The following is a 26,513-nucleotide window of genomic DNA, read 5'->3' as shown; positions in this document are numbered from 1 at the left end:
GGGTCGAAACGGAACGTGCCGCCTTTTCGGGGCGGCACGTTGCGGGCATTTTAGGCTTGTGGCGAACTGTGTCAACGGAAAGCCCGTAAATCTGCGGTCTCCCGCGCGCAACACAAGCGTTAAAATGCGCGCGCCAAGTGTTAAAAACGACGGAACATGTGGAAGCACTCGCAGCGACTCTTGCGCGGGAGTCACGCCATATTGTAGCTTCTCAGGCGTCGGATACGACATCTCGTGCGGTAGCTTTTGCTCCTCTAAGTCATCGATGTGTTGCGTAAACGTTCGGGCGTCAAATTTGCGCCCGGCGAGGGCTAAGGGATTCTGCCGGAAGGGATTTTTGAGACTGATGGCATCGCAGCGCTGCCCGAGAACTGGCCGGCGCGACGCGAAGGAAAGAGTGCGATGACGGTATTGACCTGGTCTGACGATCGCGTCGAACAACTGAAGAAGCTCTGGGAAGCGGGGCTTTCGGCGAGCCAGATCGCCGCAGAGCTCGGCAATGTGACCCGGAATGCGGTAATCGGCAAAGTTCACCGGCTGGGCCTGTCCGGCCGCGCCAAGAGCCCCTCATCGGCCGCACCACGTCCGCGCAAGGCGCGTCCCGCCCAGCATATGATGCGGGTCTCGCGTCCGGTGTCGCGCGGTAACACGGCGCTGGCCCATGCCTTCGAGGTCGAACTCGAACCGGATCCGATCGCCTATGACAATGTGGTGCCGATGAGCCAGCGGCTGTCGCTGCTCGAATTGAACGAGGCGACGTGTCACTGGCCGGTCGGCGATCCCGCCAGCCCGGAATTCTTCTTCTGCGGCGGCAAGGCACTGACCAGCCTGCCCTATTGCGCGCATCATTCGCGCATCGCCTACCAGCCGACCGGTGACCGGCGCCGCCAAGCGCCGAAGACGACGCGGTAAGAATCCGCCTCTCCCCTTGCGGGAGAGGCCGAATTGCATCGAACGATGCAATTCGGGGGAGGGGTTTGCTTCAACGGCTAGGACTATTTCTATTTCGGCGTGATGAAGCCGCGGCGAGAAACCCCTCATCCGGCGCTGCGCGCCACCTTCGCCCGCAAGGGGAGAAGGTAAAGCCTACTCCACCTTCGCAAAGCGATCGTCGAGCGCATAGCCGGCGCCGCGCACGGTTCGGATCGGGTCCTGTTCGCGGCCGGGATTGAGCAGCTTGCGCAGCCGACCGATATGCACGTCGACTGTGCGCTCGTCGATATAGATGTCGCGGCCCCAGACGCTGTCGAGCAGTTGCTCGCGCGAGAACACCCGGCCGGGATGCTCGAGGAAAAATTCAAGCAGACGATATTCGGTCGGCCCCAGATCGACGGGACGGCCGGATCGCGCGACACGGCGCTTCTCGCGGTCGAGTTCGATATCGCCATAGGTGAGCACGGTGGCGAGACGCTCGGGGCTGGCGCGGCGCAGCAGGCCGCGAACCCGCGCCAGCAGTTCAGGCACCGAGAACGGCTTGACGATGTAGTCGTCCGCGCCGGTCGCAAGCCCCCTCACCCTTTCGCTTTCCTCGCCGCGCGCGGTCAGCATGATGATCGGGAGTTGCTTGGTCTCCGGCCGTGCCCGCAAGCGGCGGCACAATTCGATGCCGGACAGTCCCGGCAGCATCCAGTCCAACACGATGAGATCGGGAACCCGCTCCTTCAAGCGGGTGTCGGCGTCGTCGCCCCGACCGACCGTCTCAACGTCATACCCTTCGGCGTCGAGGTTATAGCGCAACAGCGTTGTCAGCGCCTCCTCGTCTTCCACCACCAGAATGCGTGCGCTCATGTGCGTAGCCTTCTTTCGTCTTTAAATAAATGTTTGCTGGGTGTGATGCTCCCCCCGACGGGGGAAATCAGGTGTTGGGTACGGTAGTAGCAAAGGTCGTCATGTCGCCTTTCGGTCGTTTGTCGAGAATTTGCTGGCCTTCGATCATGTAAAATACCGTCTCGGCGATATTGGTGGCATGGTCGCCGATCCGTTCAATGTTCTTGGCGCAGAACATCAGATGAATGCAGAACGAGATGTTGCGCGGGTCTTCCATCATGTAGGTCAACAATTCGCGAAACAGCGAGGTACAGATCGCATCGACCTCCTCGTCGTTCTTCCACACGGTCATCGCCGCCGGGAGATCGTGCGCGGCATAGGCATCCAGCACCGACTTCACCTGCGACTGCACCAGATCGGTCATATGCTCGAGCCCGCGGATCAGCTTCAAGGGCTGAAAATCGCTTTCCAGTGCCGCGACCCGCTTGCCCATGTTCTTGGCAAGGTCGCCGATCCGCTCGAGATCGATCGCGACCCGCATCGCGCCGACGATCTCGCGCAAGTCCACCGCCATCGGCTGCCGCCTTGCGATCGTCAGCACCGCGCGCTCTTCGATCAGACGCTGCAGGTTGTCGATCTCGGCATCGGTCTCGACCACGCGGCGGCCGACCGCCACATCGCGCCGGATCAGCGCGTCGACCGCATCCACGATCATGCGCTCGGCGAGACCGCCCATTTCGGCCACGAGGCGAGTCAACTCCTGAAGATCGCTATCGAACGCCTTGGCGGTATGTTCTGAGGCCATCCTGCTCTCCTTCAGGCTGATGTTCCGAACACATCGAGCCTGATCTTATTCCCTAGCCGAAACGGCCGGTGATGTAATCCTGTGTTCGCCGATCGTTCGGCGAGGTGAAGATCTTGTTGGTTTCGTCAAACTCGATCAATTCGCCCAGATACATGAAGGCTGTTTTGTCGGAGACGCGCGCCGCCTGCTGCATGTTGTGGGTAACGATGGCGATCGTGTAATTTTCTGCGAGTTCCTGGATCAGTTCCTCGACCTTGGCGGTCGAGATCGGGTCAAGCGCCGAACACGGCTCGTCGAACAGGATCACTTCCGGACGCACGGCCACCGTACGCGCGATGCAAAGCCGCTGCTGCTGACCGCCGGACAGGCTGAGGCCGGACGCGTTGAGCTTGTCCTTGACCTCGTTCCACAGCGCACCGCCACGCAGCGCCTTCTCGACCCGGTCGTCCATTTCCGAACGTGAAATCTTCTCGTAGAGGCGGATGCCGAAGGCGATGTTCTCGTAGATCGTCATCGGGAACGGCGTCGGTTTTTGAAACACCATGCCCACTCTCGCCCGCAGCAGATTGAGATCGAGCTTGGGGTCGAGAATGTTGGTCTGATCGAGCATCAGCTGGCCGGTAGCGCGCTGTCCGGGATAAAGGTCGTACATCCGGTTGAAGATCCGCAGCAAGGTCGACTTGCCGCAGCCGGACGGGCCGATGAACGCCGTCACGCGATTGGTGCCGAGCGTGATGTTGATGTTCTTCAGCGCGTGATGTTCGCCGTAATAGAAGTTCAGCCCGCGCGCGGTCACCTTGGCCGGCGGCTCAGAATGAGCTGATGCATGGCCGGCCATCGCCGGCGTCGGCGTCGGGGGAACACTTACGGAGGCGGAAAGATCGGTCATTTTGCGGTCCTCTCGGCGCCAAGAATACGCGCGCCAATGTTGAGAGCGAGAACGGTGAGCGTAATGATGAGCGCCCCGCTCCAGGCCAGTTGCTTCCAGTAGGCGTACGGGCTCTGCACGAAATTGTTGATGGTCACCGGCAGGTTTGCCATCGTCTTGGTCAGGCTCAAGCTGAAGAACTGGTTCGAGAGCGCGGTGAACAGCAGCGGTGCGGTTTCACCGGCGACGCGCGCGGTGGCGAGCAGCACGCCGGTGATGAGACCGGAGCGCGCCGCCCGATAGGCGATGCGCCGGATCACCAGCGAACGCGGCAGTCCAAGCGCGGACGCGGCTTCACGCAGCGGATTGGGAACCAGCAGCAGCATGTCTTCGGTGGTGCGCAGCACGACCGGGATCACGATCACCGCAAGCGCGAGCGAACCGGCAAGCGCCGAGAAGCCGCCCATCGGCACCACGATCGCGCCATAGATGAACAGGCCGATGATGATCGAGGGCGCGGAGAGCAGGATGTCGTTGATGAAACGGATCACCTAGGTGAGACGGTCGTAGCGGCCGTATACGGCGAGGTAGGTTCCGGCGAACAGGCCGAGCGGCGCGCCGAGACCGACGCCGATCGCGGTCATGATGATGGAGCCGGTGATCGCATTCAAAAGACCGCCTTCGTTCGAGCCCGGCGGCGGGGTGTTCTGGGTAAAGACCTCGAGGTGCAGGCCTTTGAGGCCATTGAAGAACAGCGTGAACAGGATCAGCGCCAGCCAGGTGACGCCGAACACCGCGGCGGCGACGCAGAGCCCCCGGACGATGATGTCCCTGCGGTGACGCCTCTTGTAGATCGGGTTCATGCTATTTCCCCGCCTTCTTTTCCAGGCGCAGCAGCATCAGCCGCGCGGCCGACAGCACCACGAAGGTCAGGACGAACAGCAAGAGGCCGAGCAGCATGAGCGCGGACTGATGCAGCCCGTCGCTCTCGGCGAATTCGGAGGCGATCGCCGCCGAGATCGTGGTGCCCGGTGCGAAGATCGAGGACGAGATCCGGAACGAGTTTCCGATGATGAAGGTGACCGCCATGGTCTCGCCCAGCGCGCGGCCGAGCGCCAGCATGATGCCACCGATCACGCCGACGCGGGTATAGGGAATGACGACGTTGCGAACCACTTCCCAGGTGGTGCAACCGATACCGTAGGCGGCTTCCTTCAGGACCGGCGGCACCGTCTTGAAGACGTCGACCGAAATCGCGGTGATGAACGGCAGCACCATGATCGCGAGAATGAGCGCGGCGTTGAACAGGCTGAGATAGGACGGCGGGCCGGCGAAGATCGCCCCCAACACGGGCACACCGTCGAACAGATTGATCATGAACGGCTGGAACGTGTAGGCCAGGAACGGGCCCAGCACGAAGAAGCCCCACATGCCGTAAATGATCGACGGAATGCCGGCGAGCAACTCGATCGCAATACCGATCGGCCGGCGCAGCCATTGCGGGCAAAGCTCGGTGAGAAACACCGCAATGCCGAGCCCGACCGGGATCGCGATCAACATGGCAATGAACGAGGTGATCAGGGTGCCGTACATCGGCCCGACCGCGCCGAGCACAGGCGGATCCGCCGATGGCGCCCAGCGCTGCGTCCACAGGAACGCAAAGCCATATTCCTTCATCGCCGGCCACGCGCCGATGATGAGCGAGAGAATGATGCCGCCGAGAATAAGCAGGACCGAAATCGCGCAAGCGCGGGTGATCCAGTAGAAGGTGACGTCCCCGGCCTTGAACGCGCTCAGCGCCCTGGCGCGGTCGTGAGGCCCTGCGACATCGACTGCTCCGCTTTGGACCGCCATGTCTGCCACGCCAATTCCCTCAGTCTGGTTCAAGGTGAGCCCGTTGCCTGGTCAGAGGCCGCCTTAGCGATAGCGGTCTTGTCGACGATTTACCCGGCGTCATTCCGGGATGGTCCGAACGACCAGACCCGGAATGACGGAGCGCGAGATAAACCTTGATCAGCTCTTGATGTCGGCCGACCAGGTCTTCTCGATCAGCTTGACGACCGACTCCGGCATCGGAATGTAGTCGAGTTCCTCGGCCATCTTGCCGCCATTGGCAAAGGCCCACTTGAAGAACTTGACGGCTTCGGCGGAGGCCGCCTTGTCGGCCGGCTCGCGATGCATGAGGATGAAGGTCGAAGCCGTGATCGGCCACGACGCCTCGCCCGGCTGATCGGTGAGGATCACGTAGTAGCCGGGAGCGTTGGCCCAATCGGCATTCGAGGCCGCAGCCTGGAACGAGGCGACCGTCGGCTGCACGGTCTTGCCGGCCTTGTTGACCAGCGCCGTGTAGGTCAGCTTGTTCTGCTTGGCGTAGGCATATTCGACATAGCCGATCGAATTCTTGGTCTGGCTGACATTGCCGGACACGCCTTCGTTGCCCTTGGCGCCGACGCCGGTCGGCCATTCGACCGCGGTGCCGGAACCGACCTTGCTCTTCCACTCGGCGCTCACCTTGGAGAGATAGTCGGTGAAGTTGAACGTCGTGCCCGAACCGTCGGAACGGCGGACCACGGTGATCGCCTCGCCCGGCAGCTTGACGTTCGGGTTGAGCTTCTTGATCGCCGGATCGTCCCACTTGGTGATCTTGCCGAGATAGATGTCGGCGAGCGTCTGGCCGTCGAACACCACTTCACCGGGCTTGACGCCTTCCAGATTGACCACGGGAACGATCGCGCCCATCACCATCGGCCACTGCACCAGGCCGTCCTTGGTGAGTTGATCGACCTTCAGCGGCATGTCGGTCGCACCGAATGTCACGGTTTTGGCTTCGATCTGCTTGATGCCGCCGCCGGAACCGATCGACTGATAGTTCAGCCCGTTACCGGTCTCTTTCTTGTAGGCATCGGCCCATTTCGAATAGATCGGGAACGGGAACGTCGCACCCGCTCCGGTGATGTCGGCGGCGAAAGCCGACGTCGATGCGGCGACCAGGCCGGCAGCGACGATCGTTTTGAAGAAATTCATTGCTGGTCTCCATCTCGTAAGCCAAGCGCTCACGGGGCTCGTTTAGGAGCCGTCAGTACCGCTTTTACGAAGGTTTGATGACAGTTGGATGACAGATGCAAGCTGTTGAAAACGCTTGCTTTCAGGTCGAAGACGGGGCCCGCGCCTGGGGAAAGCAGGCGGTAAAAGTCGCCCCCTGCTTGAGCACGCTTTCGATCAAGAGCCGGCCGCGATGGCGGTTAACAATATGTTTCACCAGCGATAGTCCAAGTCCGGTTCCGCCCTGGGCCCGGCTGTCGCCGACATCGACCCGATAAAACCGCTCGGTCAGCCGCGGCAGATGCTCCGGCGCGATGCCGGGACCAAAATCGCGCACCAAGACCCGAAGCTCCGGCTGGCCTTCGCTCGAAATGGCCGCGATCAGCGAGACGTTTACCCGGCCGCCCGAGGCGCCATATTTGAGGGCGTTTTCGACCAGGTTCTCGAACAGCCGCATCAGCTCTTCGCGATCGCCCGCGATCCAGGCCGGCGTCTCCGGCAGATCGACATTGACCTCGACCTGGCGCTCGCGCGCCAGCGGCTCGAGCCCGTCGACCACCTGGCGGATGATCGGCACGATATCGACGAGCGTATCCGGGCGGACATGGGCGGACAATTCAACCCGTGACAGCGACAGCAGGTCGTCGATCAGCCGGGCCATCCGCGTCGCCTGGCTGTGCATGATGCCGAGAAAGCGCTCGCGCGCCTTCGGATCGTCGCGCGCCGGCCCTTGCAGGGTATCGATGAAGCCGGACAGCGCCGCCAGCGGCGTGCGCAATTCATGGCTGGCATTGGCGACAAAGTCGGCGCGCATCTCCTCGACCCGGCGCAGCGGCGTCTGGTCGTGGAATGTCATCAGCATGCATTTATCGGTGCCGCCGAACAGCGTCGGCACCGGCACCGGGATGATCACGAGCTCCATCCAGCGGTCGACGGGCGCGTGATCGAGGTAAGTGGCGCGGCGCGTTTCCGTGGTCGCAATGGCTTCGCGCAACGCGGTGATGATCTCCGGCGAACGCAGGGCGAATTGCGCCAGTTCGTTCTTGCGCAAGGCCGGCGCCAGCTGGGCTGCGGCGGCATTGAGATGAATGACGCGGCCGGCGCGATCAAGCAGCACGGCCGGGTCGGGCATGCCGGCGACCACGGCGGCGACAGCGGCGGATTCCACCGGATTGACGCCGCGGACGTCTTCACGCGACATCGTGGCGTCATGCAGCCGCCATGGCACCAATGCGGCAGCGGCGATACAGACGAAGATCGCGGCCGCGCGCAACAACGACAATTCGCCGAGCACAACCACCGCCGAGAGCGCGATCGCCGCAGCAAGCAGGATGATGGCCGAGTGCCTCAAGCGATCCGGCCACGGCGAGAAGAAGAACGACGGAGTATCGTCTATAGCCATCGGGCCAACGTTGCTCCAACCATCGTTTACGGTGCGGTCTCGACCGCACCGAGGTTCATCGGGTCACGGCCGCCCGATCAGGCCCCGTGGTCACCGCGCTCGCGGACGTAGACGGCTTCGCGCGGCGGCTCCACGGCGACCGCGGAAGCCGCCTCCCGCAACCGTTTCGACCGGGCGCCGACGATAACCTCCCGAAACGTCAATAAGATTACAGATAGGACGAACGGCGCAATATAATAGAGCAGGCGAAACAGCAGCATCCCTGCGAGAAGATCCTCCCGGTCCATTTGCCACAGCCCCACCAGCATGGCGGCATCGAAAACCCCAAGCCCGCCGGGCGAATGGCTGGCAAAACCGAGCAATGTGGCCGAGACAAAGATCACGGCCACCACGACAAAACCGAGATTGGGCTCGTCCGGGACCAGCGTGTACATCGCAAGCGCGCAGAAGCCGAGATCGACGATGCCGATCACGATCTGCAACAGCGTCAGCGGGCCGCCCGGCAACACTACCGTCCAGGGTCCGCGGCCGACATTACGTGGCTGCGCCCAGACCCAGATCACATAGCTGATCAGGCAAATGATGATGGCAATCGCGATCACGCGGTTGAGCCAGGACGGCAGCTGATCCACCGAGGAAGCGGCTTCCGGGTGATAGGCAATGCCGAGCCCCAGCACCGCGGCGTTGCCGAGCCAGAAGGTGAGACCTGCGATAAAGCAGATCTTGGCGACGTCGATCGCGTTCAATCCCCAGGCCGAATAGATGCGGTAGCGCACCGCGCCGCCGGTAAAGACGCTGGCGCCGACATTGTGTCCGATCGAATAGCTGGTGAAGGCAGCGAGCGCATTGATGCGATAGGGAATGTCGCTGCGGCCGATCGCGCGCATGGCAAACAGATCGTAGAATGTCAGCGTGAAATAGCCGGCGGCCACAAACAGCGCGGCAAGCGCAATCGAACGCGGCTCGGTGCTCTTGATCGCCTCGAGCACCTCGAACGTGTCGATGTCACGCAGCATGTGGTAGAGCACGTAGCAGGCAATGCCGATCACGGTGACGCTGATCGCGACGCCGAGCTTGTGCAGGATCTGCCTGTGGCGCAGAAACGAAATCGCCCTGCGGATCGGTTCCAACATCTAGTGCCCACTTTCCGAAGTTCGCACTCCGTCGCCGTGCCCACCTTTCGCGAACGTCGGAAAGTCATGGGCACGAGCAAGCTCACTAATTCCGGTGCCGCTTTCCATTTGAAGCTCCTGAACCGAATTCGCCGCGGGTCCTGCAGGAACCTCAAACGGGCGGCGCTGGCCCTCGAAAAGGCCGTCGTGCGGACAATACCGCCAACCGCACCGTGCCCGGCGATCCAGTTCTAACATTCGCTTCACAGCCTCGCGCGCATATCCGGAGCAAAGGTAAAGCCCGCTCCATCCAGCCGCCAGCCTGTCTGGTAGCCGGTTTTGCGCCGGAGGGGAATTCGCTTCATGCCAATTAGCCTGCTTCCTCAACATATTAGGTGGTGGCACAGGCCTTCAAAAGCACCACGAAGCGCCCGCGATCTAGGCATTTCGTCGCGGACGCCCGGGTCACGGCGGCTGCCCGCAAGCTGCGCGGGTTTCCGGCCATCCCGATCCATTTCAGCTTGCGCCCACCGGACCAGGAAGCACGCGGTCCCGCAGCCAAGACCCCAGTCCGCAGCCGACCAGATAGACCGCAAAGATTATCAGGCCGAGATCGAGCCAATAGCCAAATCGGCCCGGCACGATATGCATCAACGATGCGGCGAGCAGCAATGCGACCAGCGCACCGAGCCAGCCCGCAAGGGACCTGGAGACGCCGTTGCCGCGATGAACGACCGCGACCCAGCCCATCGCAAAACCGAGCAGCAGTGCAGCCACGAGCCAGCCCCAATGAAATGTCGCCAGAAACATCATGACTGCTCCTTCACGACGAATTCGATGCGGCGGTTGCGCGCCTTGCCTTCGTCGCTGTCGTTGGCGGCGATCGGCTGGGTGCTGCCATAGCCAACCGCGCTAAACCGGCTCGCCGGCAGGCCGGCTCTCACCAGATAATCCACCACCGCCTGGGCGCGTTTTTCCGACAATGCCTGGTTTGCCGGACCATCGCCGTCGGTATCGGTGTGTCCGGCGACTTCGATATTGTTGGCGGGACAGCGCAGCGCAATCTCGATCAGGTGATCGAGCAGCCCGGCCGAATCCGCATCGATATTGGAGCGCCCGGATTCAAAGCGGATCGATCCCTTGCTGAGCACTTCGGAGAACAATTGCTGGCAGACGGTCGCATCGACCGGCGCCGCGGCGGGCTTGACCGAAAGATCGGCCTTGAGCTGCCAGCCTTGCGGAAAATCCTTGATCAGGTTGGCGCGAAGCTGGCCTGCGGCGGCGTCGTAAAGCGCATCGCCCGACAGCTTCACCTCGCGGTCGGTGACCACCAGCGTCCCGGTCGACAGCCGCGACAGCGCGCCGAGTGCCGGCACCACCGCGTTGGAGAAGCCGGACGGTGCGCCCAGGCTGGTCTTGAGATTGTCGACGACTTTCTCGCTGAAGAACTTGCGACCGGCCGCGGCAACGATCGCCGTACGCGCGTTGTTGTCAGGCACATAGCCCGTCAACGTCACGGTCGAGGCCACCGGATCCTTGTTGGCCTGGAAAATATAAGGCGGTGCCTTGATCTCGTTGGACGCGACCGAAAAGCCTGCGGGAAGATTCTTCAGGGCCGCCGCAATCGCCTCGCGGCCACCGAGTTCGCGCGCCATTCCAGAGAGGCTGATTTTATTATCCGAAATCGAGATCTTGCCGTCCTTCAGCCTGGCCACCTGGCCGAGCAGCAGCAGCGCGGCTTCGTCGAAACGTGGCGGCGCACCGCGTGACAGGCTGGTTTGGTCGACGACCTCGACGCCGCCAAGATCGGCCCGCGCCGCCTCCAAGAGCTTGCTCTTGGTCGCGGGCAACGGAGAGCTTCCGGTCAGCGTCACCCTCACAACATCGCGCTCGGCCGCCCATACGAACGGCTTCGCTTCCGGAATGAGACGGGTTTCGTCGTTGACCAGGCGCACGCCGGGCACCGCCGCGATCGCGGCCACCGCATTGCGGCGTCCGTCTTCGGAGAAAGCGTCCGCAGCCAGCGTGACGTCGCGGCCACTGACCGTAATCTTGCTCTTGTCCAGCAGGATGTCCTTCAGCGCTGCGGTCGAACGTCCGGCGAGTTCGGTTTCGAGCGGCGTGGTGTTAACCCAGGCGGCCAACGCCCAAATGGCGGCCAGCGGTATCGTCCCCGGCCACCATTTGCTACTCCACCTGATCAATCCGCGCATTCGACATCCTACGAGGCGGGGAAGCCTCGTTCTTTTCCGAAATCCACGCCCATCCTGCAGGCGTTTCCCCACGGGCAATTTCGGCAACACTCTGATCCGCTATTGCTTTTCGGCACGGCCGCGGCGTCGGCGAAAGCTGCGCCGGACCCTTCAAGCAAGGCACGGAACGAGAGAGAAAACAAACCCTTGCGGGGCTGTCAAACCCGAAATAACCGGGAATGGTTCGGCCAGCGGATAATCGTTTCTTCAGCAGTCTGCCGCTAGTGTTCTGCTTCCGACGTTCGGGCCTATTTGCGCGGTCGCGCTTGCAAGTTCAAACCGGCCGGATCCAGCCTGGTGTGGCGACTCTGACGTTCCTTTCAGTGTCGCCGCGGGTTCTTCGAAGGAACGTCAGAGCCAAAGCCACTCCAAAAGCAAATGGTTGCTGGTGGTCCCTTTGGTTCTGACATTCGTAAGAGTGCCCACCGCGATAGAATACGAATGTCAGAACCGGGACACGAGATGAAGCAGTTACGCAGCAACGTCATCCGCGCCGGCCTGGAGGCGCTTTATTTCACCGGCGCGCACCGCCTGTTTCGTCCGATCTTTGCCGGCGTCGGCAGTATTTTCATGCTGCATCACGTGCGCCCCGCGCCCGAAGCCGCGTTCCGGCCCAACAGCCATCTGGAAATCACGCCGAAATTCCTGCGCACGGTTCTCAGCCATCTGCGTTCGCATGACGTCGACATCGTCACCATGGACGAGGTCCATCGCCGCTTGAGCGAGCGCGACTTTTCGCGGCGTTTCGCCGCCTTCACCTTCGACGATGGTTATCGCGACAACCGCGATTTCGCGCTGCCGGTGATGCGCGAATTTGACGCACCGTTCACCGTCTATGTCGCCAGCGACTTCGCCCAGGCCCAGGGAAATCTGTGGTGGGTCGCTCTCGAAATGGTGATCGCAGCCGCCTCAAGCCTTGAAATCCCGATCGACGGCGTGACCACGCGCATCGATACCTCGACATTGTCGGCAAAAAGCGTCGCCTTCGAGCGCGTCCACAACTGGCTGCGCGCCTTGCCCGGCCGCGACGATCTGGACCGCGAGATCGGCGAGCTATGCAGCCGGCACGGCATCGACCGTCGCAAGATATGCAGCGATCTCTGCATGTCATGGGACGAGTTAAAGGGCTTTGCGGGCGAGGCGCTGGTCAGCATCGGCGCGCATTCGATCACCCACTGCAACATCGCCAAACAAACCGACGAGATGGCAAGCGAGGAGATGACCCGGAGCCGCTCGCGGATCGAAGATGTCTTGCAGCGCCCGGTGCTGCATTTCGCCTACCCCTATGGCGACAGGCACGCGGCGGGTCCGCGCGAATTCGCGCTCGCCAAAAGATGCGGGTTCAAGACCGCGGTGACGACGCGGCCCGGCATGATCTTTCCGGAGAGCGCGGAACACCCCACCGCGCTGCCGCGGCTTTCGCTCAACGGCAATTTCCAGCAAGAGCGGATTCTGCCGGTGCTCACCTCGGGCGCCGCCACCGCGATGTGGAACGGCTTCCGCCGCGTCGACGCGGCTTGAATAGCCAAGCCGCGCCTCGGGTTACTTGGTGATCAGCGCCTTTACCGGATAGCTCGGCGCTTGCGGCCCCGCGCCGAAATAGAAATTGACGCCGAATTTCACGGTATCGTCACCACGCGTGAACGCATAGTTGAACGCAGGCGACGATGCGGGAGCGTAGAAGTTCGCCGTGTCCCACCACGTATGCTGATATTGCGCGAACAGGGTTACCGGGTGTCCCGCAAGCTGCCACGATAGCGGATGCCATTCACCGCCGAAACCGGCCGTGAAGCCCGCCGTGTTGACCGTGCTGGACGCAGCGGTCGCGAAATTGACGTTCAGGTTTCGGTTCAACCAGCTCACGCCAGCAAGGCCGTAAACGAAGATATCGGGCGTGACGACACCGCCGAACTTGCCGCCGGTGGTGACGAGCCAGTGCGTCGTGGTCCCCAGAAACTGGCCACCTGCAAAATTCTGGTTGACGGTCTGATGCAGCACGTCGAAGGATGCGAACGGACCGACGCGCAACGCATCGTGCCAGGGTGAGAACAAGTAGGCCGCCTGGACTCCGAAACCTTGCGGGTCGCCAACGGGGCGAAACGAGTTCGTCTTGTCGCCCGTATCGCGGGAGGTCTCGACGATCTCCTCCTTGGCACGGTTGATGCCGATCAGGTATGTGCCGAGCGAGAACCCCGTCCAGTGCTCATTACGAAGTCGCATCAATTCCGTTCGGTACGGGGGATTGCACCGGGGATCGTTATAGTACGAGAACCATTGATCGAGCGTCTTTTGCAGTTCGTCGCCGAGCTTTTCGAGACCTTTGGCGTAGCCAAGTTGCGTCGGGTCCCTTTCGCTGCCGCCCGGAAATGCCGAAATGTAAGCCCGCTGCTGAGCGTCCCTGATCTCGACCAGGGTTCGCGAGCCTCGCTCGATTACCTTGCAGAAATCAGCGTAGTATTCGTAGTGCCGGCGACCAGCGCTCACTTCTCGGATCGCCCCGGTACCAGCCGCGGTCAGATGACCGGCTTCGGCCCCAGTGACCGGCGGGATCTGCGACTGCGACTGCGCGGTAGTCGTTGATGCGAGTGCGATGAAGCCAGCCGCCACCGCGGCAATGATGAAATTCGCTTTCATGAGGTGCCCCCACCCGAGAAAAACGTCATCAAGTATGGGCTCAGCTAATCCCAGCGGATTTCACCGGTCAATTGGCGGCGCTCCGGCGATCTAGGGACAAGTCAATTGTCAAAGGACTGTGGCGCATGGGCAACATCCGACCCATACGCGATCGCCTTACTCCGCGCGATCCGCCGGCCGCGGGCTTCCTTGACTCGCGTGACGGCGGCTTCCACAAACGAGAGCAAAATCAACGGAGGAGGCCGCATGTTCAAAGATCTGTTCTCGCTCGACGGCCGTGTTGCCCTGGTAACCGGCGGATCGCGCGGCATTGGCAAGATGATTGCGAGCGGTTTTCTCGCCCAGGGCGCGGCGCGCGTCTATATCACCGCGCGCAAGGCGGGACCATGCGAGGCGACCGCCAAGGAACTCACCGCTGCCTACGACGGCGAATGCATCGCGCTGCCGATCGACATCTCGACCAATGCCGGCTGCGAGCTGCTCGCCTCCGAGATCATCAAGCGCGAGCCGAAGATCGATATTCTCGTCAACAATGCAGGTGCGGCCTGGGGGGCGGACTTCGACGAATTTCCCGAGAGCGGCTGGGACAAGGTGATGAACCTCAATGTCAAGTCGCTGTTCTTCCTGACCAAGGCCTTGCACAAGCCGCTTCGTGCGGCGGCCAGCGCCGAGCGGCCGGCGAAAGTGATCAACATCGCCTCGATCGACGGTATCTTCGTCAATCCCATGGAGACCTATTCCTATGCGGCAAGCAAAGCCGCGGTCATCCATCTGACGCGGCGGATGGCGACGAAGCTGATCAAGGAGCACATCAACGTGACCGCGATCGCGCCGGGCGCGTTCGCCTCCGAGATGAATCGCGCCGCGCGCGATCATGGCGATGTGCTGTCCAAACGCATTCCGGCGGGGCGCATCGGCACGGACGAGGACATAGCGGGATTGGCGATCTTCCTCGCTGCGCGTTCCGGCGACTATGTGGTCGGCAACGCCATCGCGATCGATGGCGGCGTGGTTTATGCGAGCGCTGGACTCGAGATCGCTGGATAGGACGAATAGCGAATGGCGAGTAGCTCAATTCGTTCGCCACTCCGCATTCGCCGCCTCACGTCTCGATCTTCACATACTCGAAATCGCCAGGCTTGTTGTCGATGCCGACCTTGGGCGGTGAGATCCAGGAGGCGAACTCGCCGGCCGCCGTCACCGGCTTCATCAACGATGCGATGAAATCGCCGTCTTCGGTTGACGGCAGCCATGCATTCTTCTTCGCGGCCCAGGTCGCATCGTCGATCATGACGCCGTCGGGCGTGGCGTGGATGTCCTTGAACTCGCCGATGGCGCGGTGAAAGGCGACGTTCGGCAGCATCAGCTTGAAATCGTAGCCGGCGGTCGAAATCACCTTGTTCCAACGCAACAGGCCCTTGATGCAGTCCTGGCTGTAGTCGTCGCGCAGGCGCATGTTCAAAGCGGTAAGCGCCGGCTCGTCGACGCGCGTGATCTTGCCGTCGACGAGCTTAAGCACCGGATAGGTGTCATTGGTCAGGCGGTGGTCGTCGTTGATCTGGGTCTCGTGATAACGGCCCTTGATGCCGGCGTTGAATGCATTCGCCGCATTGGTCGAGACTTCCGAGCCGAACAGATCGAGCGACAGCGAGTAATGCAGGTTCAGCTTCTTCTGGATGGTCGGCAGATCGATCACCCCTAACGCGCGGACTTTGGCGATATCGGTGGGATCGGTGATGCCTGCTTGCTTCATCGCTTCACAGGTCCGCTGCACCACACGGGTGATTCCGGTTTCGCCGACGAACATGTGATGCGCTTCTTCGGTCAGCATGAAACGGCAGGTGCGTGACAGCGGATCGAAACCGGACTGCGCCAGCGAGTGCAACTGCATCTTGCCGTCGCGGTCGGTGAAGTAAGTGAACATGAAGAACGACAGCCAGTCCGGCGTCGCCTCGTTGAAGGCGCCCAGCATCCGCGGCGCATCGGCATCACCGGAGCGGCGACGCAACAATTCGTCGGCCTCCTCGCGGCCGTCGCGGCCGAAATATTTCTGCAAGAGATAGACCATCGCCCAGAGATGGCGGCCTTCCTCGACATTGACCTGGAACAGGTTGCGCAGGTCATAGAGTGAGGGCGCGGTCTTGCCGAGATGGCGCTGCTGCTCGACCGACGCCGGCTCGGTATCGCCCTGGATCACGATCAGCCGCCGCAGCATCGCGCGATATTCGCCGGGCACTTCCTGCCAGGCCGGCTCGCCATAATGCTCGCCGAAGGGAACGACGCGGTTTTCCTCCTGTGGAGCAAGAAGAATGCCCCAGCGATAGTCCGGCATCTTGACGTAATCGAATTTCGCCCAGCCGCGCGGATCGACCGAATAGGCGGTGCGCAAATACACCAGCGACTGCTGAAAACCTTCGGGGCCCATGTCGCCCCACCAGTTCATGTAGCCGGGATGCCAGCCCTCGAGCGCTTTCAGCACCTGGCGGTCCTCGCTCAGATTCACGTTGTTGGGAATCTTGGTCGAGTAATCGACGTTCATGATGTTGACGTTCATGGGCATCCTCCCGGTAGAGAGTGGTCGTTCCAAAGATGCTGTCGCGTGCGAGGCCCGCGAATAGCGAATGGCGAGTAGCAAGCAGAAAGGCGCGACAACTATTCGCTACTCCCTACTTGCCATTCGCTCCCTCAAACTCGCGTCGTATCGAACTGCGCCTTCTGGCCGGTGCCATAGCGGCGCAACGCGCCCTCCTCGCCGACCGCGTTAGGCCGCTGGAAAATCCAGTTCTGCCAGGCCGTGAGGCGGGAGAAGATTTTCGATTCCATGGTTTCCGGCCCGACGAAGCGCAAGTTCGCTTCCATGCCGGTCAGCGCATCAGGCGAGAAGCTTGCACGCTCCTCGAGAAACACGCGGACCTCGTCGTCCCAGTCGATATCGTCGAGCGCGAAGGTCACAAGGCCAAGCGCCTCGGCTTCCTCGGCATCGAGCGCCTGGCCGACGCGCTGGCGTGCATTCTCCAGATCGGAGGGATCGGCCTGGAAGCGCGATTGAAGCCGCGTCAAACCATGGCTCATCGGATAGGCGCCGAAATTCAGCGCCGAGAGTTGAATGGTGGGAGCGGCGCGGTTATCGCCCTGACGCGTGCCGATCAGCATGTAGGAGCGGTCGGCGGCGAGCACGAGTTCGGCGAGCGTGCCGGCAAAGCAGGAACCAGGCTCGACCAGCGCGACCAGCGTGCGCGAAGTCACGTCGATGCGCTTGAGCACGCGCTTCCAGTAGTGCCTGATTTCGTTGACCAGCCAGTGCGCTTTGTTGGCTTCGAGCAAGCTGTCATAAGCCAGCACATGCGCGGCATCGCCATGCGACTTGAAAACGATCATGGCGATCTGAAGCTCGTTGATCCGCAAATGCAGGATCGCGTCGTCCAGTTCGCGCGCGAGCTGAAGCGGCCAGAACGACGCGCCTTGCGCGATCATGCCATCGATGTCGGCCGGCGGCGGCGCATCGGGCGCGGCGATCGAAATCGTGGCGATCCGGGCGGTGCGGTCGATATCGACGCTGACGGTCCCATAGCGGATACCGCTCTCGTCGACGCTACGCGACAGCGGCGTCAGCGCAATGCCCTTGCCATTGCCGTTGCGCTTTGAGGTGCTCGCGAACTCCCTGGCGCGCTCGGCGATCTTTGCCTCGAGTTTGCTGTTGGGCGCGATCTCGTCGACCAGCCGCCATTGAACGGCGCGCTTGCCTTTGACGCCCTCCTCGATGGTGCAGAAGTAATCGGCATGGTCGCGGCGCACCTTGCGCTTGTCGACCACCCGCGTCAGTCCGCCGGTGCCGGGCAGCACCGCAAGCAGCGGCACTTCGGGCAAGGCGACCGCGGCGGAGCCGTCGTCGGCGAGAATAATGTGATCGGTCGCAAGCGCGAGCTCGTAGCCGCCGCCGGCGGCGGTGCCGTTCACGACGGTGATAAAGCGCTGCCCGGAATTTTCGGACGAATCTTCCAGACCGTTACGGGTCTCGTTGGTGAATTTGCAGAAGTTGACCTTGTGCGCATGCGTAGCGCCGGCCAGCATGCGGATGTTGGCGCCGGCGCAGAACACCCGGTTCTTGCCCGAGCGCATGATCACCGCCTTGACGTTCGGATATTCGAAACGCAGGCGCTGCACGGCATCCGCGAGCTCGATATCGACGCCAAGATCGTAGGAATTCAGCTTGAGCTGATAGCCCTCGAACAGCCCGCCGTTTTCGTCGACATCCATCGTCAGTGTCGCCACCTCGCCGTCGACGGCGAGCTTCCAGTGCCGATAGCGCGAGGGGTCGGTCTGAAAATCGATAAAGCTCGCGCCGCCTGCAAGCGCGCGTTCGTCTCCGGCCATGGGCCATCCCTGCTTGCGGTTCTTGGTTAAGGGCACATGCACAATAATGCATGCTGTTGGGCAGGTCTAGAGGACTTCAAGGCCCGGAATGTGCATTTTTCTGCACATCCAGCACCCGGATCCCGAAGGAACTTGAAACGGGCGGCATTAGCCGATCTTGATCCAATCGGACTTCGACAGCCTCGGCTGGATCAAACGAGCTTCCAGCGCGGCGGCGAGCCGCGGCGCCGGGAAACGATCGGCAAAGCCGTCGCCCGCCACCGCCGACCGGCGCGACAGCAAGTCCCGGATCGCCGACAGGGCCTCGCTCCACAACCGGACGGCCGCATGCGGCTTCTGCATCCGCAGCTTCAGATTGGCGTTGGCGATCTGGATGCAGGCACGCAACAAAATGCGTTCGCGGCCGCGCTGCGGCGCCGCGGCCCAGACTGCCTCAAGCACCTCCTGCGATTCCCAGAAATAGCCGGCATCGTTCAGCGCGATGCCATAACGAAGCGCGGGATGGCGCGCCGGAACGAAGCCGAAGAATTGCGCCGGCACCAACGCCTTGGCCTGCCACAGCGTCTCATGATCCGGTTCGCTGTCGGCCGGTTCGCCGGGTACATAAGCCCATTCGGGCAGCGGCAGATGCGCCGCGCTGGACGAAGTCATATTCATTGAGCAATAGCCACGACTTGAAAAGAACTGGACGGCGAAAATTTCAGGCGATGGGGTGTTCGGCCCCTTCATGCACGGTCAAAATACGCATTACAAAGTCCGTAATAGTTGCGAGCGTCAGTTTCGCCGCCTCTCGATGCGGTGAATGTCCGGCGCCCGGGATAATGGTCACGTCAACGGGGCAATAGCATTCTTCCCTTGCGATCTCGACCTGACGAATTGTCCCATATTGATCGTTCGCGCCCTGCAAGATTATCACCGGTACGCGAATGTAGGCGAGATAGTCGCTGATGTCCCACCGACGAAAGGCAGGGTCGAGCCAGGCGTCGTTCCAGCCGTAGAACGCGTTATCGACGTTCCGGTGCCATCGTGACAGCTTGGCGCGGAGTTCGGTCGTCTCATAGGTTTTCCGGATTTCGGCGATCGAGGCGACTGAAACGTCTTCCACAACAAAATGCGGCGCAATCAGCACGACGCCGCGCACGCGACGATCGCCGGTCCCGCCGGCGTGGATTGCCGCGATCGAGGCGCCATCGGAGTGGCCGAGCAGCACGCCGCGCGTAAAGCCGATCCTGTCGAGCAGCGCCGGCAGAACCTCGAGCGCCTCGCGGCTCATATAGTCGAGCGGACGCGGCAAGGTCACCGGAGACGACGCGCCGTACCCCGCGCGCGAATAGACGAACACGCCCATGCCGGTCGCCGTCTGCAAGCGGTCCGGAAAATCGCCCCACAGCGCCGCCGAGCCAAGACCTTCATGAAGCATCACGATGGTCGGCGCTTGCGAAGGCTGCGGCCCGATCAGGCGATATTCGAGATCCTGCTCGTCAATGCGCAGGTGGCCGGAGGGAGGAAGGGACATCAGTACTCTCACCTTCGTCATGCCCGGCCCCGTGCCGGGCATCCACGTCTTTCTATCCGTCAAGCAAGACGTGGATGGCCGGGTCAAGCCCGGCCATGACGCTAACCTTGATCCCGCAGCTTGAAGCGTTGGATCTTGCCGGTCGCGGTTTTCGGCAACGCCTCGACGGTCTCGATCCAGCGCGGATATTTCCACACGCCGATCTTCTGCTTGACGTACTCCTTCAGCGCTTCATCGAGGCCGTTGGTCGCAACGCCGGGTCGCAGCACCACGAACGCCTTCGGCTTGAGCAGGCCTTCGCTGTCGGCCTCCGGGACGACGGCGGCCTCCAGCACCGCGGGATGGGTGATCAGCGCGCTCTCGACCTCGAACGGCGATACCCAGATGCCCGACACCTTGAACATGTCGTCGCTGCGGCCGCAGAAGATGTAACGCCCGTCGGCTTCGCGCACATATTTGTCGCCGGTGCGGGTCCAGTGTCCCTCGAACGTTCGCCGGCTCTTGCTGCGCTGATTCCAGTAGCCTTCGCCCGCCGAGGGCGCATCGACCAGGAGCTCGCCGACCTCGCCATCGGCGACGTCAGCGCCGGCCTCGTTGACCAGCCGCACCTTGTAACCCGGCACCGGCCGGCCCGAGGAGCCATAGCGGATGTCGCCGGGCGCATTCGACAGGAAGATGTGCAGCAGTTCGGTCGAGCCGACGCCGTCGAGAATGTCGACCCCAAAGCGTGCCTTCCAGGCGTTGCCGACGGATTCCGGGAGCGCTTCGCCCGCCGACGTGCAGATGCGCAGGCGCTTGCCGGCACCCTGCCCTTTCATGGACTCATCGTTGAGCATCGCCGCAAACAGCGTCGGCACGCCGTAGAAGATGCTGGGGTGATACTTGTTCATCAACGCAAACATCGCAGCCGGCGTCGGACGTTCCGGATTGAGCACGGTGGTGGCACCGACCGACATCGGGAAGGTCAGGGCGTTGCCGAGTCCGTAGGCGAAAAACAGCTTTGCCGCCGACAGGCAGACATCGTCCTCGCGAATGCCGAGCACCTGCTTGGCGTAGGTCTCGGCGGTGGCGGCAAGATTGGCGTGCAGGTGCCGCACGCCCTTGGGCATGCCGGTCGAACCCGACGAATAGAGCCAGAACGCCGGCTCATCGGGATGGGTCGGTACGGTCGCGAACGTATCGGGCTCGCCTTTGAGTTCCTCCGACAGCAACTTGTGGCCGAACGCATTCTTGCCGGCGACGACGACGCATTCGAGATCGCTCATGCGGCCGACGATGTCTTTCACGACAGGATAAAGCACTTCCGAAACAAACAGCACCCGCGCGCGACAATCTGCCAGCACATAGGCGTATTGATCCGCGGTCAGAAGCGTGTTGAGCGGCACCGGCACGATGCCGGCGCGAATGGCGCCGAGAAACACGGAAGGGAAATCCACCGTGTCGAGCATGATCATCGCCACGCGTTCTTCGCGGCGAACGCCGAGACGGCGCAGCAGATTGGCAACTCGGCAGCTCTGCTTCTGCAGTTCGCGATAGCTGAGTTCGGTGATGGTGTCGGTGTAAGCGAGCTTGTCGCCGCGCCCCTCATCGATGTTGCGGTCGAGCAGATAATTCACTGCATTGTACGCGGGCGATGTCTCGCTCATGCCAATTCCTTGAAAGGTCTCCCTGCCGCCGTGCGAAAGCGTCGCGACGCTACGTTTTTGATTTTAAGAATTATAATTCATAGAAAGGCACTCCTTGCGCTTGCTGTCAATCCTCTTCGGCACTATGTTTCCTATCGCGTTGCGCGAGCCCACCAAGAACACCGTGAACAGGCGTGCCTCGCGTGGGGGATAATGACCCAGACCGAAACCAGCTTTCTCGAACAGCTCGGCCAGCGCGTGCGCACCATGCGCGCGCTGCGCGGCATGTCGCGCAAGGTGCTGGCGAAAGTTTCCGGCATTTCCGAACGCTATATCGCGCAGCTCGAAAGCGGAAAGGGCAACGTCTCGATCGTGCTGCTACGGCGGGTATCGAACGCGATGGGTGCACATCTGGAAGATCTGATTCCGCATCAGGAACCGTCACTCGACTGGGCCGTGATCCGCGAACTGCTTCGCAAGGCATCGCCTGCCCAGATTGCCCAGGCCAAGGACATCCTCTCGGGCCAAGGCGCGGCGCAGCAGCGCCGCGCCTCATTTGCCGGCATTGCACTGATCGGACTTCGCGGCGCCGGAAAATCCACGCTCGGCAAGCTGCTCGCCAAGAAGATCGGCTGGAAATTTGTCGAGCTCAACAAGGAGATCGAGGCACAGAACGGCCTTTCGGTCGCCGAGATCATCGCGCTCTACGGTCAGGAAGGCTTTCGCCGCATGGAGCAGTCGGCGCTGACCCAGCTCCTGGCGCAGAAGGAGCCAACGGTGCTCGCGACCGGCGGCGGCATCGTGTCCGAGCCCGTGACCTTCGATCTTGTGCTGTCGTCGTTCTACACGATCTGGCTGAAGGCCGAGCCGGAAGAACACATGGCGCGGGTCCGCCGCCAAGGCGACTTGCGTCCGATGGCCGACGACCGTTCGGCGATGGCTGAACTGCGCAACATTCTGGTGAGCCGCGAGCCGCTCTATTCCCGCGCTTCCGCCGTCGTCGATACTGCGGGGCTCAGCATCGACGCTGCCGCCAAGAAGCTGCTGGATGCGGTCTCGCCGGTTCTACAGGACGAGCCGAAAGCGTTCGGGATGCGCAGCGCCGCGGGCGCCTGATCTCCCGGACGCGTCGCGGCCCGCAAGTGACGCGACGCAGGGCCGGGACCCACGCGATAGCCCCCGGATCAGCAGCGCATCACCATAAGCGCGTTCACGCGCGTCTTCGACACGCTATGGCGCTGCGCAGCATCGGGGGCACGACGCCTGGGCTCACAGCAACGTCGCTTTTACTTTCTCCGCCTGCTGTCGCAGCAGCGGCAGGAAGCGCTTTTGCATCTCGTCGGTCGCGATACGATCGACATGCGCACCGATGTTGATCGCAGCAACGATCGCGCCGTCATAGCGCTTCACCGGCACGGCGATGGAACGGAAATGCGGTTCGGCCTCGCGGTCCACCAGTGAATAGCCGCGGGCGCGGTCGGCGATGATGGCGGCAAAAAGACGTTTCGGATCGGTTACGGTTTGCGGCGTCAGGGCCTGCCGCTTCATCGCGCCCAGTCTCGTCTTCAGCTCGGCATCGCCGAGGCGGCCGAGCATGGCGCGCCCGACCGCCGTGCAGAATGACGGTAGGCGATAGCCGATATCGACGCCGCCTGGGAAAATCCGCGTCGGGCTGCCGCGCGCGATGAAGACGACCTCCTCGCCATCCAGCACGGCGAGCGAACTGATCTCTTGAGCCGCCGAAGCAATTTCGTCGAGCACAGGTTGCAGCACGGCGACGAGCTGGTTCGAGCGCAGGTAACTACCCGCAAGCGTCAGCACATGCGGCGTCGGCGCGAACAGCTTGCCGTCGCTCGCGACGTAGCCGCCATGGGCAAGGGTCAGGAGAATGCGCCGCGCGGTGGCGCGCGCCAGGCCAGCGCGTTCTGCGATCTCGCTGAGCGTCATGGGCCCCGGCCGCTCGCCGAAGGCCTGCAGCAGCCGCAAGCCTCGGTCGAGGCTCTCGACAAAGTCCGTGGCGCGGGGCTCGGCGCCGCTGCGCTTGGGCTTCACCATCAGGCGCTTGCGCGGTTCAAGGAGCGTGTTACCATAATTGAACATTTGTTCAATAGTCGAACAAACCTAGCTGCGACTGCCTTCCATCGCAAGTGTTTTTAAGATGAGGTGAAGCGCCATGATGAGCCAGGAACAGAATGACCTGATCACGCGCACCGGGGCGAAGACGCCGTGCGGCAGACTGATGCGGATGTACTGGCAGCCGGCGGCGCTCGTCGATGAACTTCAGGGGCCGCGGCCAGTGCGCCCGGTCAAATTGCTCGGCGAGGAGCTCGTGCTGTTTCGCGACGAGCAACAGCGCTACGGCCTGATCGAGCGCCATTGCGCGCATCGCGGCGCCGACCTCGCCTTCGGCCGGCTCGAACATGGCGGGTTGCGCTGCGCCTTTCACGGCTGGCTGTTCGATGCCTCGGGCCAATGCCTCGAAACGCCGGCCGAGCCGAAGGAATCCAAACTCTGTCAGGGCATCCGGCAGCGCGCCTATCCGGTCGTGGAAAAGGGCGGGATCCTCTGGGCCTATCTCGGCGAAGGCGAGCCGCCGGCCTTTCCGGAAATCGACTGCTTCGTCGCGCCCGACAGCCACACCTTCGCTTTCAAGGGCCACATCGGCTGCAACTGGCTGCAGGCGCTCGAAGTCGGCATTGATCCCTCGCACGCTTCGTTCCTGCACCGCTTCTTCGAGGACGAGGATACATCTTCGGCTTACGGCCGCCAGTTCCGCGGTGCCTCGGCCGGCAGCGAAATGCCGATGACGAAAATCCTGCGCGAATACGACCGCCCGATCATCAATGTCGAGCAGACCGAATACGGACTGCGGCTGATTGCGCTGCGCCAAATCGACGAGGAGCGCACCCATGTGCGCGTCACCAACCAGCTGTTCCCGCACGCCTTCGTCATCCCGATGAGCACCGAGATGACGATCACGCAGTGGCACGTGCCCCTCGATGACGAGAATTGCTATTGGTACGCGATCTTCACCTCCTACGCCGCGCCGGTCGACAAGAAGAAGATGCGCGAGCAGCGCCTCGAACTGTACGAGCTGCCCGACTACGTCTCGCGCAAGAACAAATCGAACGACTACGGCTTCGATCCGCACGAGCAAGAGACCGCGACCTATACCGGCATGGGCAATGACATCAACGTGCACGACCAGTGGGCGGTGGAATCGATGGGGCCGATTCAGGATCGGACCCGCGAGCATCTCGGCACCGCCGACAAGGCGATCGTGCAATACCGTCGCCTGCTGCGCCAGGAGATCGAAAAAGCGGCCAAGGGCGAAAAGCCTTTCATGTTTCTCGATGCCGCGCACGCCAGAAGCATTCAGGGTCCGGCGACGATGGACGGTATTGGGCCGACGCGCGGATGGGAAACCTTCTGGATGGAAGTCGACGTCAAACGCCGCCGCGGCGCACCGTGGGCTACGCCGGCGGAAGAGGTCGCGGACAAGCCGCAGTTGAGGGTGGTGTAGTGATGACTACTGTTCGCTACACCGTCATTCCGGGATGGTGCGCGAGCACCAGACCCGGAATCCATTACTCCCAGCGTTCGAACGGTGCCATGGATTCCGGGCTCGCATCTTCGATGCGCCCCGGAATGACAATTGAGGTTCTGCCGTGAGTTTCGTCGAGCGTCATGGCCTGTGGTCCGGCGAGCAGAAGGAGGCGGCGAGCCGTCTTCGCCGCATCGTCGAGGAACGAGAACTCGAAACCATCCGCCTGTCGTTTCCCGACCAGCACGGCATCCTTCGCGGCAAGACGCTGGTGGCGGACGAGGCCCTCGCGTCGCTCGAGAGCGGCTGCACGATCACGACGACCATGTTCGCCAAGGACACCGCGCATCGCACGGTATTTCCGGTGTTCACCTCCGGCGGCGGCTTTGCGATGGCGGAGATGGAAGGCGCGGCCGACGTGTTGATGGTCGCCGATCCCACGACCTTTCGTGTGCTGCCATGGGCGCCCAAAACCGGCTGGCTGTTGTGCGACGTCTACTTTGCCGACGGTCGTGCCGTGCCGTTCGCAACGCGTCACCTGTTCCGAAAGGTGCTGGATCAGCTTACGCAACGCGGCCTCGATTTCGTCGCCGGGCTCGAGGTCGAATTTCATATCTTCAGGCTCGAAGACGCCAAGACCTCGCCGGAAGACGCAGGTCAGCCGGGCACGCCGCCAGCCGTCAGCCTGTTGTCGCATGGCTACCAGTATCTGACCGAACAGCGTTACGACCAGATGGCGCCGGCGCTTGATCTCATCCGCCGTGACATTCTTGCGCTCGGCCTCCCGCTGCGCTCCGTCGAGGTCGAGTTTGGCCCAAGCCAGTGCGAATTCACCTTCAAGCCGACCAAAGGCCTTGAGCCGGCCGATACCATGGTGCTGTTCCGAAGCGCCGTGAAGCAGATTGCGCACCGTCATGGCTATCACGCGACCTTCATGTGCCGTCCCAAACTGCCGAACGTATTCGCGTCCGGCTGGCATCTGCATCAATCGCTGGTGTCGCGCGATGGCGGCGACAACGCCTTCATGGCGAAAGGAGCTGGCGAAGACTTGAGCCCGCTCGGCCGCCATTATCTCGCGGGCCTGCTGGCGCACGCACGCGCTTCCGCCGTATTCGCCACGCCGACGATCAACGGCTACAAGCGCTACCGCGCCTATTCGCTGGCGCCGGACCGCGCGATCTGGGGCCGCGACAACCGCGGCGTCATGGTGCGCATGCTTGGCGGCGTCAATGATCCGGCCACGCGACTGGAAAACCGCATCGGCGAGCCGGCCGCCAATCCATATCTCTATATGGCTTCGCAAATCCTCGCCGGCCTCGATGGCGTCGATCGCGCAGTCGAACCGCCGCCGCCGGCCGATGCGCCTTACGAGACGCAGGCGCCCTTGTTGCCGAAAAGCCTGCGCGAGGCGCTGGATGCGCTGAAGGACGATACGTTCTTCCGCGAAAAACTCGGCGCCGGCTTTGTCGACTATTACCTTCACATCAAGAACGCCGAGTTCGAACGCTTCCAGGCCGAGGTCTCGGACTGGGAGCACCGCGAATATTTCGGGATGTTTTGAGTTCGCCTGCT

Annotated in this window: 22 protein-coding genes and 1 pseudogene; 6 read left to right on the top strand and 17 right to left on the bottom strand. The window is 62.4% G+C overall.

What is annotated here, in order from left to right:
- Positions 1-402: 402 nt before the first annotated feature.
- Positions 403-912, top strand: a complete 510-nt coding sequence (locus VFL62_RS25520) for a GcrA family cell cycle regulator (RefSeq protein ID WP_325175166.1) — start codon at positions 403-405, stop codon at positions 910-912.
- A 174-nt stretch (positions 913-1,086) separates the two neighbouring features.
- Here the strand turns inward: VFL62_RS25520 and phoB are convergent, their stop codons facing one another.
- From phoB to VFL62_RS25470, 10 genes and pseudogenes are all read right to left on the bottom strand, one after another.
- Positions 1,087-1,788, bottom strand: coding sequence for a phosphate regulon transcriptional regulator PhoB (phoB, locus tag VFL62_RS25515; protein WP_072817918.1), 702 nt, complete (start codon positions 1,786-1,788; stop codon positions 1,087-1,089).
- A 67-nt stretch (positions 1,789-1,855) separates the two neighbouring features.
- Positions 1,856-2,572: a phosphate signaling complex protein PhoU gene (gene phoU, locus VFL62_RS25510; RefSeq protein WP_325175165.1), complete on the bottom strand. Its 717-nt coding sequence runs from the start codon at positions 2,570-2,572 to the stop codon at positions 1,856-1,858.
- Between the two features lie 52 nt (positions 2,573-2,624).
- Complete coding sequence (pstB, locus tag VFL62_RS25505; protein WP_414644843.1) at positions 2,625-3,461, bottom strand: phosphate ABC transporter ATP-binding protein PstB; 837 nt, start codon at positions 3,459-3,461, stop codon at positions 2,625-2,627.
- A pseudogene (gene pstA / locus VFL62_RS25500) lies at positions 3,458-4,303 on the bottom strand (phosphate ABC transporter permease PstA). The gene pstB and the pseudogene pstA overlap by 4 nt, the downstream one beginning before the upstream one ends.
- A gap of 1 nt (position 4,304) precedes the next feature.
- Entirely contained in the window at positions 4,305-5,294 is a 990-nt protein-coding gene (gene pstC / locus VFL62_RS25495) for a phosphate ABC transporter permease subunit PstC (protein WP_325175164.1), read from the bottom strand.
- Between the two features lie 159 nt (positions 5,295-5,453).
- Entirely contained in the window at positions 5,454-6,464 is a 1,011-nt protein-coding gene (gene pstS / locus VFL62_RS25490) for a phosphate ABC transporter substrate-binding protein PstS (RefSeq protein ID WP_325175163.1), read from the bottom strand.
- Between the two features lie 121 nt (positions 6,465-6,585).
- Entirely contained in the window at positions 6,586-7,884 is a 1,299-nt protein-coding gene (locus tag VFL62_RS25485) for an ATP-binding protein (protein WP_325175162.1), read from the bottom strand.
- 77 nt (positions 7,885-7,961) lie between these two features.
- Positions 7,962-9,017, bottom strand: coding sequence for a UPF0104 family protein (locus VFL62_RS25480; RefSeq protein WP_325175161.1), 1,056 nt, complete (start codon positions 9,015-9,017; stop codon positions 7,962-7,964).
- Between the two features lie 495 nt (positions 9,018-9,512).
- Positions 9,513-9,809, bottom strand: coding sequence for a hypothetical protein (locus VFL62_RS25475; protein ID WP_325175160.1), 297 nt, complete (start codon positions 9,807-9,809; stop codon positions 9,513-9,515).
- Positions 9,806-11,209, bottom strand: coding sequence for an OmpA family protein (locus VFL62_RS25470; protein WP_325175159.1), 1,404 nt, complete (start codon positions 11,207-11,209; stop codon positions 9,806-9,808). Before VFL62_RS25470 ends, VFL62_RS25475 begins: the two co-directional genes overlap by 4 nt.
- A 501-nt stretch (positions 11,210-11,710) precedes the next feature.
- Between VFL62_RS25470 and VFL62_RS25465 the strand changes: the two genes are divergently transcribed.
- Positions 11,711-12,769: a polysaccharide deacetylase family protein gene (locus tag VFL62_RS25465; protein WP_325175192.1), complete on the top strand. Its 1,059-nt coding sequence runs from the start codon at positions 11,711-11,713 to the stop codon at positions 12,767-12,769.
- Between the two features lie 21 nt (positions 12,770-12,790).
- Here the strand turns inward: VFL62_RS25465 and VFL62_RS25460 are convergent, their stop codons facing one another.
- Positions 12,791-13,882 (bottom strand): hypothetical protein, encoded by a 1,092-nt coding sequence (locus tag VFL62_RS25460; RefSeq protein ID WP_325175158.1) that lies wholly within the window; start codon positions 13,880-13,882, stop codon positions 12,791-12,793.
- 246 nt (positions 13,883-14,128) lie between these two features.
- Here VFL62_RS25460 and VFL62_RS25455 point away from each other — a divergent pair, with 246 nt between their 5' ends.
- Positions 14,129-14,929, top strand: a complete 801-nt coding sequence (locus tag VFL62_RS25455) for an SDR family NAD(P)-dependent oxidoreductase (protein WP_325175157.1) — start codon at positions 14,129-14,131, stop codon at positions 14,927-14,929.
- A gap of 55 nt (positions 14,930-14,984) precedes the next feature.
- Here VFL62_RS25455 and boxB read toward each other — a convergent pair whose 3' ends face one another.
- The 5 genes from boxB to VFL62_RS25430 all read right to left on the bottom strand — a co-directional run bounded on the left by boxB (position 14,985) and on the right by VFL62_RS25430 (position 21,418).
- Positions 14,985-16,436 (bottom strand): benzoyl-CoA 2,3-epoxidase subunit BoxB, encoded by a 1,452-nt coding sequence (boxB, locus tag VFL62_RS25450; RefSeq protein ID WP_325175156.1) that lies wholly within the window; start codon positions 16,434-16,436, stop codon positions 14,985-14,987.
- Between the two features lie 131 nt (positions 16,437-16,567).
- The gene (boxC, locus tag VFL62_RS25445; RefSeq protein WP_325175155.1) at positions 16,568-18,256 is read right to left on the bottom strand and encodes a 2,3-epoxybenzoyl-CoA dihydrolase; all 1,689 of its coding nucleotides are present in this window, start codon (positions 18,254-18,256) and stop codon (positions 16,568-16,570) included.
- Between the two features lie 147 nt (positions 18,257-18,403).
- Positions 18,404-18,913: a DUF309 domain-containing protein gene (locus VFL62_RS25440; protein ID WP_325175154.1), complete on the bottom strand. Its 510-nt coding sequence runs from the start codon at positions 18,911-18,913 to the stop codon at positions 18,404-18,406.
- 43 nt (positions 18,914-18,956) lie between these two features.
- Positions 18,957-19,772, bottom strand: coding sequence for an alpha/beta hydrolase (locus tag VFL62_RS25435; protein WP_325175153.1), 816 nt, complete (start codon positions 19,770-19,772; stop codon positions 18,957-18,959).
- A 101-nt stretch (positions 19,773-19,873) separates the two neighbouring features.
- Positions 19,874-21,418, bottom strand: a complete 1,545-nt coding sequence (locus VFL62_RS25430) for a benzoate-CoA ligase family protein (RefSeq protein WP_325175152.1) — start codon at positions 21,416-21,418, stop codon at positions 19,874-19,876.
- Positions 21,419-21,610: 192 nt separating this feature from the next.
- On the opposite strand from VFL62_RS25430, the gene VFL62_RS25425 reads away from it, so the two are divergent.
- Positions 21,611-22,513: a helix-turn-helix transcriptional regulator gene (locus VFL62_RS25425; protein WP_325175151.1), complete on the top strand. Its 903-nt coding sequence runs from the start codon at positions 21,611-21,613 to the stop codon at positions 22,511-22,513.
- 153 nt (positions 22,514-22,666) lie between these two features.
- Here the strand turns inward: VFL62_RS25425 and VFL62_RS25420 are convergent, their stop codons facing one another.
- On the bottom strand, positions 22,667-23,452 hold the full coding sequence (locus tag VFL62_RS25420; RefSeq protein WP_325175150.1) for an IclR family transcriptional regulator domain-containing protein: 786 nt from the start codon (positions 23,450-23,452) through the stop codon (positions 22,667-22,669).
- A gap of 118 nt (positions 23,453-23,570) precedes the next feature.
- Here VFL62_RS25420 and VFL62_RS25415 point away from each other — a divergent pair, with 118 nt between their 5' ends.
- A complete protein-coding gene (locus VFL62_RS25415) occupies positions 23,571-24,920 on the top strand; it encodes an aromatic ring-hydroxylating dioxygenase subunit alpha (protein ID WP_325175149.1) in 1,350 nt (449 codons plus the stop codon).
- A 145-nt stretch (positions 24,921-25,065) separates the two neighbouring features.
- The gene (locus VFL62_RS25410) at positions 25,066-26,502 is read left to right on the top strand and encodes a glutamine synthetase (protein WP_325175148.1); all 1,437 of its coding nucleotides are present in this window, start codon (positions 25,066-25,068) and stop codon (positions 26,500-26,502) included.
- Positions 26,503-26,513 lie beyond the last annotated feature (11 nt).

The sequence above is a fragment of the Bradyrhizobium sp. genome, assembly GCF_035701725.1.
GTDB lineage: Bacteria > Pseudomonadota > Alphaproteobacteria > Rhizobiales > Xanthobacteraceae > Bradyrhizobium.
Note: the sequence above shows the minus strand (reverse complement) of the source record. Positions and strands in the feature narration are given on the sequence as shown.

Coding starts and splice junctions, on each gene's coding strand:
- VFL62_RS25520 (WP_325175166.1), top strand. CDS start 403: ATGACGGTATTGACCTGGTCTGACGATCGCGTCGAACAACTGAAGAAG.
- phoB (WP_072817918.1), bottom strand. CDS start 1,788: ATGAGCGCACGCATTCTGGTGGTGGAAGACGAGGAGGCGCTGACAACG.
- phoU (WP_325175165.1), bottom strand. CDS start 2,572: ATGGCCTCAGAACATACCGCCAAGGCGTTCGATAGCGATCTTCAGGAG.
- pstB (WP_414644843.1), bottom strand. CDS start 3,461: ATGACCGATCTTTCCGCCTCCGTAAGTGTTCCCCCGACGCCGACGCCG.
- pstC (WP_325175164.1), bottom strand. CDS start 5,294: ATGGCGGTCCAAAGCGGAGCAGTCGATGTCGCAGGGCCTCACGACCGC.
- pstS (WP_325175163.1), bottom strand. CDS start 6,464: ATGAATTTCTTCAAAACGATCGTCGCTGCCGGCCTGGTCGCCGCATCG.
- VFL62_RS25485 (WP_325175162.1), bottom strand. CDS start 7,884: ATGGCTATAGACGATACTCCGTCGTTCTTCTTCTCGCCGTGGCCGGAT.
- VFL62_RS25480 (WP_325175161.1), bottom strand. CDS start 9,017: ATGTTGGAACCGATCCGCAGGGCGATTTCGTTTCTGCGCCACAGGCAG.
- VFL62_RS25475 (WP_325175160.1), bottom strand. CDS start 9,809: ATGATGTTTCTGGCGACATTTCATTGGGGCTGGCTCGTGGCTGCACTG.
- VFL62_RS25470 (WP_325175159.1), bottom strand. CDS start 11,209: ATGCGCGGATTGATCAGGTGGAGTAGCAAATGGTGGCCGGGGACGATA.
- VFL62_RS25465 (WP_325175192.1), top strand. CDS start 11,711: ATGAAGCAGTTACGCAGCAACGTCATCCGCGCCGGCCTGGAGGCGCTT.
- VFL62_RS25460 (WP_325175158.1), bottom strand. CDS start 13,882: ATGAAAGCGAATTTCATCATTGCCGCGGTGGCGGCTGGCTTCATCGCA.
- VFL62_RS25455 (WP_325175157.1), top strand. CDS start 14,129: ATGTTCAAAGATCTGTTCTCGCTCGACGGCCGTGTTGCCCTGGTAACC.
- boxB (WP_325175156.1), bottom strand. CDS start 16,436: ATGAACGTCAACATCATGAACGTCGATTACTCGACCAAGATTCCCAAC.
- boxC (WP_325175155.1), bottom strand. CDS start 18,256: ATGGCCGGAGACGAACGCGCGCTTGCAGGCGGCGCGAGCTTTATCGAT.
- VFL62_RS25440 (WP_325175154.1), bottom strand. CDS start 18,913: ATGAATATGACTTCGTCCAGCGCGGCGCATCTGCCGCTGCCCGAATGG.
- VFL62_RS25435 (WP_325175153.1), bottom strand. CDS start 19,772: ATGTCCCTTCCTCCCTCCGGCCACCTGCGCATTGACGAGCAGGATCTC.
- VFL62_RS25430 (WP_325175152.1), bottom strand. CDS start 21,418: ATGAGCGAGACATCGCCCGCGTACAATGCAGTGAATTATCTGCTCGAC.
- VFL62_RS25425 (WP_325175151.1), top strand. CDS start 21,611: ATGACCCAGACCGAAACCAGCTTTCTCGAACAGCTCGGCCAGCGCGTG.
- VFL62_RS25420 (WP_325175150.1), bottom strand. CDS start 23,452: ATGGTGAAGCCCAAGCGCAGCGGCGCCGAGCCCCGCGCCACGGACTTT.
- VFL62_RS25415 (WP_325175149.1), top strand. CDS start 23,571: ATGATGAGCCAGGAACAGAATGACCTGATCACGCGCACCGGGGCGAAG.